This window comes from Enterobacter cloacae complex sp. ECC445 (genome assembly GCF_021892025.1).
Classification (GTDB): Bacteria; Pseudomonadota; Gammaproteobacteria; order Enterobacterales; family Enterobacteriaceae; genus Enterobacter; species Enterobacter chengduensis.
The window spans coordinates 77,261-89,336 of record NZ_JAKLRZ010000008.1; the positions used below are offsets into that span (position 1 = coordinate 77,261).

Annotated in this window: 13 protein-coding genes and 2 tRNA genes; 9 read left to right on the forward strand and 6 right to left on the reverse strand. The window is 53.2% G+C overall.

Annotated features, from left to right (window positions below; genetic code table 11):
* Positions 1-150 precede the first annotated feature (150 nt).
* Positions 151-888 (forward strand): helix-turn-helix transcriptional regulator, encoded by a 738-nt coding sequence (locus tag L6R44_RS09620; RefSeq protein ID WP_032643970.1) that lies wholly within the window; start codon positions 151-153, stop codon positions 886-888.
* Positions 885-1,520, forward strand: a complete 636-nt coding sequence (gene bglJ / locus L6R44_RS09625) for a DNA-binding transcriptional activator BglJ (RefSeq protein ID WP_237424084.1) — start codon at positions 885-887, stop codon at positions 1,518-1,520. The genes L6R44_RS09620 and bglJ overlap by 4 nt, the downstream gene beginning before the upstream one ends.
* A 37-nt stretch (positions 1,521-1,557) precedes the next feature.
* Here bglJ and L6R44_RS09630 read toward each other — a convergent pair whose 3' ends face one another.
* The gene (locus L6R44_RS09630; protein WP_032643972.1) at positions 1,558-2,016 is read right to left on the reverse strand and encodes a YbaK/EbsC family protein; all 459 of its coding nucleotides are present in this window, start codon (positions 2,014-2,016) and stop codon (positions 1,558-1,560) included.
* 328 nt (positions 2,017-2,344) lie between these two features.
* On the opposite strand from L6R44_RS09630, the gene L6R44_RS09635 reads away from it, so the two are divergent.
* Positions 2,345-3,691 carry a PTS sugar transporter subunit IIC gene (locus L6R44_RS09635; RefSeq protein ID WP_032643973.1) on the forward strand — a complete coding sequence of 449 codons (1,347 nt, stop codon included), beginning with the start codon at positions 2,345-2,347 and terminating at the stop codon, positions 3,689-3,691.
* 140 nt (positions 3,692-3,831) lie between these two features.
* Here the strand turns inward: L6R44_RS09635 and fhuF are convergent, their stop codons facing one another.
* Both fhuF and L6R44_RS09645 read right to left on the reverse strand, forming a co-directional pair.
* On the reverse strand, positions 3,832-4,620 hold the full coding sequence (gene fhuF / locus L6R44_RS09640; RefSeq protein ID WP_237424005.1) for a siderophore-iron reductase FhuF: 789 nt from the start codon (positions 4,618-4,620) through the stop codon (positions 3,832-3,834).
* Positions 4,621-4,715: 95 nt separating this feature from the next.
* Positions 4,716-5,780, reverse strand: a complete 1,065-nt coding sequence (locus L6R44_RS09645; protein ID WP_237424006.1) for a GGDEF domain-containing protein — start codon at positions 5,778-5,780, stop codon at positions 4,716-4,718.
* A 216-nt stretch (positions 5,781-5,996) separates the two neighbouring features.
* On the opposite strand from L6R44_RS09645, the gene L6R44_RS09650 reads away from it, so the two are divergent.
* Complete coding sequence (locus L6R44_RS09650; RefSeq protein ID WP_237424007.1) at positions 5,997-6,266, forward strand: DUF1435 domain-containing protein; 270 nt, start codon at positions 5,997-5,999, stop codon at positions 6,264-6,266.
* Positions 6,267-6,307: 41 nt separating this feature from the next.
* On the opposite strand, the gene L6R44_RS09655 is transcribed toward L6R44_RS09650, so the two are convergent.
* The 3 genes from L6R44_RS09655 to rsmC all read right to left on the reverse strand — a co-directional run bounded on the left by L6R44_RS09655 (position 6,308) and on the right by rsmC (position 7,728).
* Positions 6,308-6,393, reverse strand: a tRNA-Leu gene (locus L6R44_RS09655).
* A 47-nt stretch (positions 6,394-6,440) separates the two neighbouring features.
* Positions 6,441-6,527: transfer RNA gene (locus tag L6R44_RS09660), tRNA-Leu, on the reverse strand.
* Positions 6,528-6,699: 172 nt separating this feature from the next.
* Positions 6,700-7,728 carry a 16S rRNA (guanine(1207)-N(2))-methyltransferase RsmC gene (gene rsmC / locus L6R44_RS09665; protein WP_126328887.1) on the reverse strand — a complete coding sequence of 343 codons (1,029 nt, stop codon included), beginning with the start codon at positions 7,726-7,728 and terminating at the stop codon, positions 6,700-6,702.
* A 101-nt stretch (positions 7,729-7,829) separates the two neighbouring features.
* On the opposite strand from rsmC, the gene L6R44_RS09670 reads away from it, so the two are divergent.
* The 5 genes from L6R44_RS09670 to osmY all read left to right on the forward strand — a co-directional run bounded on the left by L6R44_RS09670 (position 7,830) and on the right by osmY (position 11,950).
* Positions 7,830-8,243: a DNA polymerase III subunit psi gene (locus tag L6R44_RS09670; protein ID WP_032643979.1), complete on the forward strand. Its 414-nt coding sequence runs from the start codon at positions 7,830-7,832 to the stop codon at positions 8,241-8,243.
* Positions 8,212-8,655: a ribosomal protein S18-alanine N-acetyltransferase gene (rimI, locus tag L6R44_RS09675; protein ID WP_237424008.1), complete on the forward strand. Its 444-nt coding sequence runs from the start codon at positions 8,212-8,214 to the stop codon at positions 8,653-8,655. Before L6R44_RS09670 ends, rimI begins: the two co-directional genes overlap by 32 nt.
* Positions 8,656-8,674: 19 nt before the next feature.
* Positions 8,675-9,352 carry a pyrimidine 5'-nucleotidase gene (yjjG, locus tag L6R44_RS09680; RefSeq protein WP_032643980.1) on the forward strand — a complete coding sequence of 226 codons (678 nt, stop codon included), beginning with the start codon at positions 8,675-8,677 and terminating at the stop codon, positions 9,350-9,352.
* Between the two features lie 91 nt (positions 9,353-9,443).
* Positions 9,444-11,033 carry a peptide chain release factor 3 gene (prfC, locus tag L6R44_RS09685; protein ID WP_032643981.1) on the forward strand — a complete coding sequence of 530 codons (1,590 nt, stop codon included), beginning with the start codon at positions 9,444-9,446 and terminating at the stop codon, positions 11,031-11,033.
* 299 nt (positions 11,034-11,332) lie between these two features.
* Positions 11,333-11,950: a molecular chaperone OsmY gene (osmY, locus tag L6R44_RS09690; protein ID WP_008502075.1), complete on the forward strand. Its 618-nt coding sequence runs from the start codon at positions 11,333-11,335 to the stop codon at positions 11,948-11,950.
* Positions 11,951-12,076 lie beyond the last annotated feature (126 nt).

The window sequence follows — 12,076 nt, forward strand, 5'->3', positions numbered from 1 at the left end:
AGATATTACCGATGTCTTAGGCGTTTCTTAAACTAAGAACATATCTCATCTTCTGCTTGTATTATCAGTTTTACACTCAGGGACGAAAAAACTCATAAATTGATACGTTTTAACGTTACACATCAAATGAAGAATGGACACGGAGGGTCTATGTTGTCATTGCATGGCAAGCATTGCGTTGTCATTAGCCGAATACCCGTGATGCAAAACGGGTTAGGGGGCGTGATGGCACGCCATTTCCCGGATTTTGAATTGACCTATTGCCGCTCACTGCAGGAGCTGACGCTGCTCCAGCTACGCCGCGCAGATGTCATTATTGCTGATGTTTCAGGTGAATACAGGAATCCTCGGGGCACACTCGAAGAGTATTACGGTTTATTGAATCAATACCGGGATATTCACTGGATCTTTTTAGTTTCGCGGCCGCTTTATCCTATCGCGGTTGAGCTGCTTATGCGCCCGGAAAGCACGTTGCTTTCTGATATGGAGCCTATTGAAGGCGTGGTTAACGCTATTCGTGCAGGTAGCGAGCGGGCAGAGCGCATAAGCCAGACGTTATTAACGCCGGAACCTCAAAGTACGGAGGATGAAGACGAACACATTATCGCGCTCACGCACTCCGAACGTAAGGTACTGCGTCTGTTAGGTAAAGGATGGGGGATTAACCAAATCGCCACCCTGCTCAAGAAGAGCAATAAAACCATCAGTGCGCAGAAAAACAGTGCGATGCGACGGCTGTCTTTACGCAGTAATGCCGATATGTACGCCTGGATCAACAGTACGCAGGGAATGAGAGAGCTGAGTTTGATGTCAGCCTATGGAGAGTTCGAGGAATGGAAAAAACCGATTCAACAAGACATATCGCCATCGTCGAAAATTGCACGATGAGTGCCGTTGGGTTACAGCATCTTTTTGCGATGCCCAACCTGAATCATTACCAGCTGCATCTGTTTAGCGAATTTGACAGTTTTAAGAAAGCACTTCAGCACGTCAATTTTTTCTCGCTGATCTATTCGCTTTCCGATGCGCGAGAGGAACGTCGTAACTGTCTGGCGCACCTGCGGGACCTCGCGTTTACGCATGGTCATATCCAGCGCATTATTCTGGTCGCGGATGAGACGGAAGCGCGCTTAATTAGTCATCTTTCGCCGTCACGCCTGCACGGAGTGGTCAGTAAATCGCTGACGCTTGAGCACCTGCAGCAGGAGCTCATGGTATTGCTGAGCGAAACGCAGCGCATTAATGACAATATGATGAATCACTGGTATCGGAGTCAAAACAGAATGTTAAGCCCAACGGAACGGGCAATATTGCGTTATATGTCATGCGGCTATTCCATTCCTCAAATTGCGGCACAGCTTGAGCGTAATATTAAGACCATCCGGGCGCATAAGTTTAATGCGATGGTGAAGCTGGGAGTGAATTCTGATGTGGGGCTGCTCGATGCGGCGGATATTATTACTCACCTTCCGGCAAGAGAACCGCGAGGTTCGGTACTCAGCAAGCCGACTTTTTTATAAATGGCCTGTGACGCGCCAGAAGGCTCTGGCGCGTCAATCAGATGCAAACATCCACCCACTTTGCGGAGGTCAGTTCCGCCATTCTGTCGGGTGAAATACGCACGGCACTATGAATGGCCCCTGCCGCGGGAAGAACTTCGGCGTACTCCTTTAAAGAGATATCGCAGTAAACCGCGAGCGGGTTTTCCAGTCCGAACGGGCACACGCCGCCAACGGGATGACCGGTGATGGTCACCACTTCATCACTGCTGAGCATGCGCGCTTTTGCACCAAACGTGTCTTTCAGCTTTTTGTTATCCAGGCGCGCATCGCCTTTCGCCACCACCAGGATCACCTCATTTTTCACCTTTAGTGACAGGGTCTTAGCGATTTGTCCCGGCTCAACGCGATGGGCGGCAGCAGCCAACGCAACGGTAGCGGTACTCTGGCTAAGTTCAATGACGTCTATATCCGGCGCGTTGTCGGCAAAAAACTGCTGTACAGACTGCAAACTCATTGTTTCCTCCTGACAAATATCCTGCGTAATCTGTCATAAGAATTTATGCTCTGTAAATATCTCTTCGGTAACAAATATCCTGAACGGCTGATTTCTGGATCCTCTTCACAATCACGGAAACCGGTTACAGTAACCGGTTGCAGAGCGTGATGCGTCGATTAATACTGAGTACGTAACGTCCCCTGTATCCAATAATAAGAGCAAATTATGAAACCATTTCGTCTGAGCAGTACCACTGGTACACAAGCCAGCAAGGTTGTGAAGCTGATTTATGGAACAACGTGCGGCGCGAACGTGCCCGTAACAAATATTTGACAGGAGTGCTGCCATGTCTGCCAACCATGCTGCGTTTAACCTGATATTCCGTTTCGTAGAAAATTACGTCAGCCCGATCGCCGGGCGGATCTCCTCCCAGCGTCATGTCATGGCTATTCGCGACGGATTCATCTCCGCGATGCCGTTTATGATCGTGGGTTCATTCTTGTTAGTGTTCGCTTACCCACCTTTTTCACCTGATACGACCTGGGGGTTCGCCCGCGCCTGGCTGGATATGGCGAAGCAGTTTGAAGGCCAGATCCTGACGCCGTTTGATATGACGATGGGCATTATGTCCATCTATATCTGTGCGGCCATTGCCTATAACCTGGGCAAGCACTATGTTAAATCGCACCAGCTAGACCCGTTTATGTGCGCCATGCTGTCGCTGATGGCGTTTCTGCTGGTCGCTGCCCCGAAAACCAAAGGCACGCTTCCTGTCGATAGCCTGGGGGGGACGGGTATTTTTACCGCGATTCTGGTGGCGATCTACTGCGTTGAGATGATGCGTTTCCTCAAGGCGCATAACATCGGTATTCGTCTGCCGGACCAGGTCCCTCCGATGATCAAAAACTCTTTTGATCTGCTGATTCCGGTGCTGGTGGTGGTGTTGACGCTCTATCCTCTGAGTCTGTTCATTCAGTCTCAGTTTGGCATGCTGATCCCGCAGGCCATTATGTCGGTCTTTAAACCTCTTGTTTCCGCTGCGGATTCCCTGCCTGCGATCCTGCTGGCCGTGTTGATTGGCCATCTGCTGTGGTTCGCCGGGATCCACGGCGCAGCCATCGTCTCCGGGATGCTGCAGATGTTCTGGCTGACTAACCTGGGCGCTAACCAGACCGCGCTGGCCGCCAGCCAGCCTCTGCCGCATATTTTTATGGAGGCGTTCTGGACGTTCTTTATCGTGATTGGCGGGTCGGGCGCGACGATGGGGCTGGTGATTTGCTATCTGCGCAGCCGTTCCGCACATTTACGCTCTATTGGGCGTTTGAGCGTGGTGCCCAGCTTCTTTAACATCAACGAACCCGTCATTTTCGGTACGCCGATTGTGATGAACCCGGTGTTCTTTATTCCGTTCCTGCTGGCACCGATGGTTAATGCCGTGCTGGCCTGGGCGGCGATGACGTTTGATCTGATTGGCCGCGTCATCTCTGTCGTTCCCTGGACCGCACCGGCGCCAATAGGCGCAGCGTGGGCCCTGGGCTGGGATTTCCGCGCGGCTATTCTGGTTGTGGTGCTGGCCTGCGTATCGGCCATCATCTACTACCCGTTCTTCAAAGTGTACGAGAAGCAGCTGCTGGAGCAGGAAGCGGAAGAAGCGCAGCGTAACGCGGAAGAGGACAATCAGCAGGTAGCTTAGATAAAAACAAAACGGCAACGCACGTTGCCGTTCTTAGTGTTTATTCCCTCTCCCCGTGGGAGAGGGTCAGGGTGAGGGCATCAGGCCGGGCCCGTTTTTGTAGGCCCGGTAAGCGTCGCGCCACCGGGCAATTCACCGCACTACTTCAGCGTGCAATCCCCGCACTGCTTAACGTCCGGCAGGCGATAGCGCTGGCAGCAGGTGCGGCGAACCAGAAGCCCGTCACGGAGCACAACGGTACGGAATAAAGGGTTGTCACGGCCATCGGAAAGCTGTTTTGCAAAGAAACAGGACTGACGCAGGGCATCCACATTCTCATCACCGAGCAGCGGCTTCATTTCCGTTAAATACCAGTGGATTAAATAGCCCGTATTGCTCCAGATAAGCTTCCCATTAATCTCTCCTGTCGCTTCCAGCGCTTCCACCACCGGGATCAGAGTATGAGTGATGAGCTGCTCCATACGTTCCTGAGCCGTCAGGCGTTCACCGTTCTGATCTTCGTGGAGATCGATCCAGAAACAGGCCGCGCGCCCGGTTTCGTGAAACTCGACGTGGAAATTATCCGGCGAGAGTTCCAGCATGCTCTTTTGCGTGAGTAACGCCAGCATGAGGGGCGGCACCATCAGCCCGATATACCACTGCGCCCAGAGAGAGAGCAGTGGTTTATTTTCCCGCGTCAGGGTGGGCTGATTGCGATAGATATGGTCGGAATAGGCGGCCAGCAGCGACTGCAGTTTTGACGGCTGTCGCCATTCCGAGAGCGTCATGGCGTGGGCGGGGGGCGCTTCATCAAGCCGGATAAAGTCCAGCAGGTGGGCGCGCGTTTCCGCAATCTTATCCCGTATGGCATCCGCAAGCGAAGCATTCCCGCTGGTGAGGGGCGCTCGCCAGAGAAGGGGTTCGACGATGTGTGCGGTATGCGTGGCCATAGTATAGATAGAAATCTAAATGATAATGATTGCCAATCCTAACTATTGCTCATACCAATGGCAAGACTTTTGTCCCGGTGTCATCGCCGTGATGTTTACGCCGTCTGCAACTCTTCACTCAACAGAATGTTATTGCGCCCCATATGCTTTGCTTCGTAAAGCGCTTTGTCCGCTTTTTCCAGCGCGCTTTCCACGTCTTCATCCCCGAAGATGGCAATGCCAATGCTGATGGTGACGTTTGTCGCGACGCTTTCGTTAAACAGATGCGGGATTTTCAAATCATAGACTTTCTGACGGATCCGCTCGGCCGTCTGGCGGGCGTGTTCGAGTGAAATGTTGGTCAGCAGCACCATAAACTCTTCCCCACCAAAACGCGCCACAATATCGCGAGAACGCACGGCGTCGCGGATTGCCGCAGAGACGCGCTTCAGCGCCTGGTCGCCCATCATATGGCCATAATGGTCGTTATAGGCTTTGAAGTGGTCGATATCCATCAGCAGAACAAAGTGCTCGCCATTTTCTACCGTGGGCAGATTCTCCAGACGGCTTTGCAGACCGCGACGATTATAGAGCCCGGTAAGCGGGTCCATCATGCTGAGATCGGTAAGGGTTTCTCGTTCTTCCAGAAGGCGAGAGAGCAGCTCCTGAGCGAAACGGTCGTTGCGTCTTTGCAAAATGTTATGAATAGCAATTGCCACCACAGGAAGTGCGAAAGAATAGGTCATTCTCAGCCATATATCGTGATCGCTTAGCCACAGGCAGACAATAAAGGTGGGCAAGGAGTGCAGCGTAAATGCTTTGATATTACTGGCGAATGCCAGCGTTCCGATAAAAAGCACCGTTAATAGGGCGATTAACAAATACGTCGCATGGTCGTGGGTAATTAAGGCGAATTTAGACACAATTTGCCAGGCCCACAAAATACCGAAGATCGCTGAAACGACAGGAATATTTATTCTCCGCGCCTTCTTTCTCCAGTGCCAGACGAACAGCCCGGTGCTAATGCAGAAAATAGCAATAAGAGGGGCGGAGAACAGGCGAACAGAATTGAGCGGGTTTGTTACCGAGAACACTGCCGAGGTTGCGTTCAGAAATAAAAACAAACGTAACGACAATTGATATTTTCTGTGAACCAAAGACCGCCAGGATTGTGATGTCATAGTCGTGCGTTTTTATTAAAATTTAATTAAAACAAATAAGTAGGTGTTGTTTCGCAATAAAAAATGCAAAAAACTACAAAAAGTAATTATCAGAAAATCTTTAGATGGTGTTAACAGGTGTGCAATTTATCACCTTCGGCAATTCCTGTCATTACGGGAAAGGTAAAGGTCGAGGGATTTTGATTCATTCAGCTGACAAATGATAATGTCTGTCATATGATATTGGTTATCATTATCACTGTAAGAGGGCGGATCATGTTGAACAGGGCGCTGGGAAGTGGTTGGGGTGTATTGCTACCGGGTGCCATCCTCGGCGGTTTGATGTTTGCCGATCTCTCTCTTGAAACCTGGAAAGCGATCATTGTTGCAGGACTGTTAGTTACGTCAGGCATGATCTGGCATAAGCAATTACGCCACTTTGTGTTACTGCCATCTTGTGTAGCACTGGTCAGTGGAATTCTGGTGATACTGATGAGTTTGAAATAACAGGGAAAACGAGAGGAACATCAGAGGGGATGTAAGATAATTGGTGCGAGGGGGGGGACTCGAACCCCCACATCCTAAGGACACTAACACCTGAAGCTAGCGCGTCTACCAATTCCGCCACCTTCGCACAGTCATCTTACTCTTTACATCATTACTCTATTGATATCGCCTCGTTGGTGCGAGGGGGGGGACTCGAACCCCCACATCCGTAAGGACACTAACACCTGAAGCTAGCGCGTCTACCAATTCCGCCACCTTCGCATACCATCGATACTGTAAAAGTATCGTAACCACGGAGGCGCATTCTAGATGTTTTCAGCTTTACGTCAACAGAAAAGTGCGCGTGATGCCTTGATTGATGCAAAAATGGCCGATGGACGCGCCGTGTATAGCCGGATGGCGCTTTCGCATATCCGGCCTACAGGGGCGGCGATTACTTTTTGGCCTGACGCGTCATCACGGTGCGGTAGACCTTAAAGCGGCCGGTCTGGGCGATGACTTCGTGGAAGCCAAAGGTTTCGTCCAGTACTTTCGGGTATGCCAGGAAGGCGTTGGCGACAATACGCAGCTCGCCGCCGCTGTTAAGGTGACGGACTGCGCCACGGATCAGCGTTTGTGCCGCTTCCAGGCTGGTCTCCATACCGTCGTGGAACGGCGGGTTAGAGATGATCATGTCGAAGCGACCGGTGATGTCAGAGAAGACGTTGCTGGCAATAACCTCACCTTCAATGCCGTTTGCGGCAAGCGTTGCGCGGCTGGCCTCTACCGCCGGGGCGCTTACGTCACACAGGGTTAAGCGCACTTTTGGAGAATGGCTGGCGAGCACGGTAGAGAGCACGCCCGCACCGCAGCCCACGTCCAGCACTTTGCCTTTGGTGTGAGGCGTCAGGGTAGAAAGCAGCAGCTTGCTGCCCGTATCCAGCGCGTCACGGCTGAACACGCCCGGCAGCGTTTTGATGGTCAGACCGTCAAGCTGGTATTCGTCCCAGTATGCCTGCGCATCAAACGTTGTCTGTTTTTCCAGACGGCCATGGTACAGGCCACAGCGGCGAGCGCTGTCGACCTTATTCAGCGGCGCGTACCCTTCCAGCATCTGTTCCGCGCTACGCACGCCGCTGCGGTTCTCGCCTACCACGAAAATATCGCAGCCGACCGGCAGCAGGGAGAGCAGGTTCATCAGCTGGAACTGGGCTTCCGGTTTATTCTTCGGCCAGTAGTAGATCAGCGTATCGCAGTCGGCGATATCGCTCTGCTCCGCCACCAGGCTAAAGCGCGCGCGCTCGCCCATCTGGCGGCTCAGCACCTGCCAGTGGTGGTAGTATTGGGTGTGGGCACGGCTTTCAGCACAGTCGAAACGCGCGGGCAGGTCATCCTGCATATCTCCGGCAAACAGAATACGGCTCTCTTCGAAATCATCACTGTGACGCAGCAAGACTTCACTTGCCGGGGTAAATGCAGACATGAATTGTTCCTCAATAAACTCAGGCGGGGATTATAGTAGGTAGATGGCGCAGTTTCGACACATTTGCTATATTTGCGCGCCTGAGAGACAGGAGTTTCCCTATGACATCCCGACGAGACTGGCAGTTGCAGCAGCTGGGCATTACCCAGTGGGCTTTGCGTCGCCCGACGGCGTTGCAGGGCGAAATCGCCATCTCCATCCCGGCGCACGTTCGCCTGGTGATGGTGGCGGAAGAACTGCCTGCCCTGAATGACCCCCTGATCGATGATGTCCTTCGCAGCCTGAAGATGACCGCCGACCAGGTTTTACCGCTGACGCCAGAGCGTGTCGCGATGCTTCCTCCTGATAGCCGCTGTAACAGCTGGCGTATCGGAGAGACAAACGAGATCCCCCTCAAGGGGAGCCAGATCTGCTCGCCAGCGCTGGACGAACTGAAGGCCAACCCAAAAGCGCGCAGCGCGCTATGGCAACAAATCTGCGAATATGAACACGATTTCTTCCCTCACGACGCCTGACCTGACCGCCGCGTTCGCGATTGAAACACGCGCCCACGCGTTTCCGTGGAGCGAAAAAACCTTCGCCAGCAATCAGGGCGAACGGTATCTGAACTACCGTCTGGACGTTGACGGCACCATGGCCGCCTTCGCCATCACGCAGGTTGTTCTTGATGAGGCGACGCTGTTTAATATCGCGGTTGATCCCGCGTTCCAGCGCCGTGGGCTGGGAAGAGAACTGCTCGAGCACCTCATTCGTGAGCTCGAAACCCGTGACGTTTTCACCCTGTGGCTGGAGGTGCGCGCGTCGAATGTCGCCGCCATCGCGCTCTATGAAAGCTTAGGCTTTAACGAGGCGACAATCCGCTGTAACTACTACCCCACCGCAGAGGGACGTGAAGACGCCATCATAATGGCTCTGCCGATTGGATAATAAAGATAAGGTTGTAACGATGAAATGGGACTGGATTTTCTTTGATGCCGACGAAACGCTGTTTACGTTCGACGCGTTCGGCGGGCTACAGCGGATGTTTCTCGACTATAGCGTGACCTTCACCGCTGAAGATTTTCAGGACTATCAGGCGGTCAACAAGCCGCTGTGGGTGGATTACCAGAACGGTGCCATCACCGCGTTACAGCTTCAGCACCAGCGCTTTGACGTCTGGGCGGAACGGTTAAAGGTGAGTCCGGGGACGCTGAACGAGGCGTTCCTGAACGCGATGGCCGATATCTGTGCGCCACTGCCGGGCGCGGTCTCCCTGCTGAATGCGTTGAAAGGCAAGGTGAAACTGGGGATCATCACCAACGGTTTTACCGCCCTGCAGCAGATCCGCCTCGAGCGCACCGGCCTGCGCGATCATTTTGACGCGCTGGTGATCTCGGAAGAGGTTGGCGTGCCGAAGCCGGATCCGCGAATTTTCGACTACGCGCTGGCGCAGGCCGGCCATCCCGACCGCGATCGCGTCCTGATGGTGGGGGATACGGCAGAGTCAGATATTCTGGGCGGCATGAAGGCCGGCCTGTCAACCGTGTGGCTTAATGCCCATGGCCGCGAGAAGCCTGAAGGCATCGAGCCGACCTGGACCGTGACGTCGTTGAACGAACTGGAGCAACTCCTGTGTAAACAATGATTGCCTGCCCCCCATTGATGGGTAAAATAGCCGCAATTTTGTATTCCATGATGCGTGGCGTGCTGCCGCGCTTATAAAAGAAGATTTAATTATGACGTTGTCTCCTTATCTGCAAGAGGTGGCCAAGCGCCGCACTTTTGCCATTATCTCGCACCCGGATGCCGGTAAAACGACCATCACCGAGAAGGTGCTGCTGTTCGGACAGGCGATCCAGACTGCGGGTACCGTAAAAGGCCGTGGCTCCAGCCAGCATGCAAAATCTGACTGGATGGAAATGGAAAAGCAGCGTGGTATTTCGATTACCACCTCCGTGATGCAGTTCCCGTATCATGACTGCCTGGTGAACCTGCTGGACACCCCGGGCCACGAAGACTTCTCCGAAGATACCTATCGTACCCTGACGGCGGTGGACTGCTGCCTGATGGTGATCGACGCCGCGAAAGGGGTAGAAGATCGTACCCGTAAGCTGATGGAAGTGACCCGTCTGCGCGATACGCCGATCCTCACCTTTATGAACAAACTCGACCGTGACATCCGCGATCCGATGGAGCTGATGGATGAAGTGGAAAACGAGCTGAAGATCGCCTGTGCGCCCATCACCTGGCCGATTGGCTGCGGTAAGCTGTTCAAAGGCGTTTACCACCTCTATAAAGACGAAACCTACCTGTATCAGACCGGTAAAGGCCACACCATTCAGGAAGTGCGCATTGTTAAAGGTCTGGACAACCCGGATCTGGACGTCGCCGTCGGCGAAGAGCTGGCCGCGCAGCTGCGCGACGAGCTGGAGCTGGTGAAGGGCGCGTCTCACGAGTTCGACAAAGAGCTGTTCCTGAGCGGTGAAATCACCCCGGTCTTCTTCGGTACCGCGCTGGGTAACTTCGGCGTTGACCATATGCTGGACGGTCTGGTGGAGTGGGCGCCGCGTCCGATGCCGCGTAAAACCGACACCCGTGAAGTGGAAGCGCAGGAAGAGAAGTTCACCGGCTTCGTGTTCAAAATTCAGGCCAACATGGACCCGAAACACCGTGACCGCGTGGCCTTTATGCGCGTGGTGTCCGGTAAATATGAAAAGGGCATGAAGCTGCGCCAGGTGCGTATCGGCAAAGACGTGGTGATCTCCGACGCGCTGACCTTTATGGCGGGCGACCGTTCGCACGTTGAAGAAGCCTATCCGGGCGACATCATCGGTCTGCACAACCACGGCACGATCCAGATCGGCGATACCTTCACCCAGGGCGAAATGATGAAGTTCACCGGTATTCCGAACTTCGCGCCGGAGCTGTTCCGCCGCATTCGTCTGCGCGATCCGCTGAAGCAGAAACAGCTGCTGAAAGGCCTGGTTCAGCTTTCCGAAGAGGGCGCCGTGCAGGTGTTCCGTCCAATCGCGAACAACGATCTGATCGTGGGCGCGGTCGGCGTGCTGCAGTTTGACGTGGTCGTCGCGCGTCTGAAGAGCGAATACAACGTGGAAGCGATTTACGAGTCTGTGAACGTCGCGACCGCGCGCTGGGTTGAGTGTTCTGACGTGAAGAAATTCGAAGAATTTAAGCGCAAGAACGAAATTCAGCTGGCGCTGGACGGTGGCGATAACCTGACCTATATCGCCCCAACCATGGTGAACCTGAACCTGACCCAGGAACGCTATCCTGACGTTCAGTTCCGCAAAACGCGCGAGCACTAATCCCCTCTCAGAGCACGGCTGTCGCCGTGCTCTTCTTTAATTCCTGTCTTATTAATCCCTTGCGGAATGTTCTTAATTCAACGCAATTTCACGCTATTCGCGCGTTTTTTACCCAATTCTGAAAGCGGCTCTGTCAGAGTGATCTATATTTAACTCAGTGTTTAACACCGGGCGTGGATAAATTAACTGTTCAATGCATGGCTTTAGGTTATCCATTTCGCCCGCGTGTTTATTCGCAATATATATAACTACTAAGGAAGTATGTAGCCCGAATAACGGGTCAACACAGGAATAGATCGATGAATATGACAAGACTGAAGATTTCGAAAACTCTGCTGGCAGTCACTCTGGGTAGCGTTCTGGTGAGCGGCTCCGCCCTTGCGGAAAGCAGCACCATGGATAAAGCACAGTCCACGGCCGATAGCGCAGGGCAAAAAATCGATAGCTCTATGAATAAAGTCGGCAATTTTATGGATGACAGCTCAATCACAGCAAAAGTGAAAGCCGCACTGGTGGATGATGAAGCCATCAAGAGCACCGATATTTCCGTTAAGACCGACAAGAAAGTGGTCACCCTGAGCGGGTTTGTTGAAAGTCAGGCTCAGGCTGAACAGGCGGTGAAAGTGGCGAAAGGCGTCGAAGGCGTCGCCTCCGTTAGCGACAAACTGCACGTGCGTGACGGCAAAAACGCGTCGGTGAAAGGTTATGCCGGTGATGCCGCTACGACCAGCGAAATCAAAGCTAAACTCTTAGCAGATGACATCGTGCCGTCCCGTAAGGTGAAGGTGGAAACCACCGATGGCGTGGTTCAGCTTTCCGGTACGGTAGATTCCCAGGCGCAAAGTGAACGTGCCGAGTCCATCGCGAAAGCGATTGATGGTGTGAAAAGCGTTAAAAACGATCTGAAAACGAAGTAAGTCTGGACCCTTCGCCCGTCTGGTTAATACCGGCGGGCGATATAAGAACGATTCTGGAAAAACGCCGGTGAGTGGCCTGAGCGCTCACGTTTAGCGGCCGACATTAACTATGGTAAAGGAGAAGCT